Below are 1,335 nucleotides of genomic sequence, written 5' to 3' on the forward strand. Positions count from 1 at the left end.
TACGGCGAGGTGCCGGGCGATCGTGCCGCCCAGGGTGCCGGTGCCGCCGGTGACGAGCACCGTGCCCTCCGGGCTGAGCGGCGACGGCAGCGGTTCGGTCCGCGCCCGTTCGAGGCGGGGGACGTGCACGGCGCCGGCGCGGATCGCGAGCTGGGGTTCGTCACCGGCCAGCCGTACCTCGTCACCGTCCCCGGCGTCGACCAGCACGAACCGGCCCGGGTGCTCGGTGGCGGCCGACCGGACCAGGCCCCAGACGGCGGCGCCCCGCGGGTCGACGTCCTCGCCCGGACGAACCGGCACGGCGTTGCGCGTGGCGACCACCATGCGCGGGGTGTCCGTGGTGAGGAACTCCTGGATCACCCGCAGGGTCTCGACGGGCGATGTGGCGTGGTGGACCGGGATGTCCGGTTCGGTGGTCGCCGCTTCCAGGGCCGGCCACGCCACCTGGTACGGCACCTCCTGCGCGGTGGCCCCGGCCGGCCGGCGCAGGGTCAGCGAGGCGATCTCGGCGACCGGCGCGCCCGACTGGTCGGCGAGGGCGATAGCGCAGGTGTCCTGGCCCGTCACGGTCAGCCGGACCCTGGCGTGCTCGGTGCCGCGCCACCAGGAGATCCCGGCGAAGGCGAACGGCATCTTCGCCCGGTCGTCGGCGACGGTCACGGTCTGGATCGCGGCGTCGAGCAGGGCGGGGTGCAGGGCGAAGCGGGTGTCGCCGGAGGGTACGGCCACCTCCGCGTAGAGGGTGTCGCCGTCGCGCCAGGCCGCTCGCAGACCTTGGAAGGCCCCACCGTAGGCGAATCCGGCGTCGGCCAGGTTGTCGTAGAAGGCGTCGAGGTCGACGGCTTCGGCGTGCGGCGGCCACTGCCGTGCCCAAGGTTCCCGTGGTGCGACGGGTACGACGCCGAGGGTGCCGGTGGCGTGCCGTACCCACTCGCCGTCCGCGCGCGAGTGGATCGAGACGCCGCGCCGGCCCTCCCGGTCGGGGCCGACGGTCACGGACACCCGTACGCCGTCCGCGACCACCAGTGGTGTCTCCAGCGTGAGGTCCTCGACGGCCGGGCAGCCGACGTGTTCGCCGGCCCGGAGCGCCAAGTCCACGAAGGCCGCGGCGGGCAGCAGGGGCGAGCCCGAGATGACGTGCTCGGTGAGCCAGGGCTGCGCGGCGGTGGCGAGTTGTCCCGTCAGCACCACGCCGTTGTCGTCGGGGAGTTCCATGGCGTCCCGCAGCAGCGGGTGGTCGATCCGGCCGTCACCGGTCGGTGCCGGGGTGGTGGGCTGGAGCCAGTAGTGCTGGTGCTGGAAGGGATACGAGGGCACCCGCACGCCTGTCCTGGC

Annotated in this window: 1 protein-coding gene; it reads right to left on the bottom strand. The window is 74.5% G+C overall.

Annotation, left to right across the window (positions count from 1 at the left end; all coding sequences use genetic code 11):
* A partial coding sequence (locus tag H5J33_RS35470) for a polyketide synthase dehydratase domain-containing protein (protein ID WP_181798751.1) occupies positions 1-1,317 on the bottom strand: 1,317 nt, incomplete at its 3' end.
* Between the last annotated feature and the right edge of the window lie 18 nt (positions 1,318-1,335).

This window comes from Streptomyces sp. WELS2 (genome assembly GCF_013870595.1).
Lineage (GTDB): Bacteria > Actinomycetota > Actinomycetes > Streptomycetales > Streptomycetaceae > Streptomyces.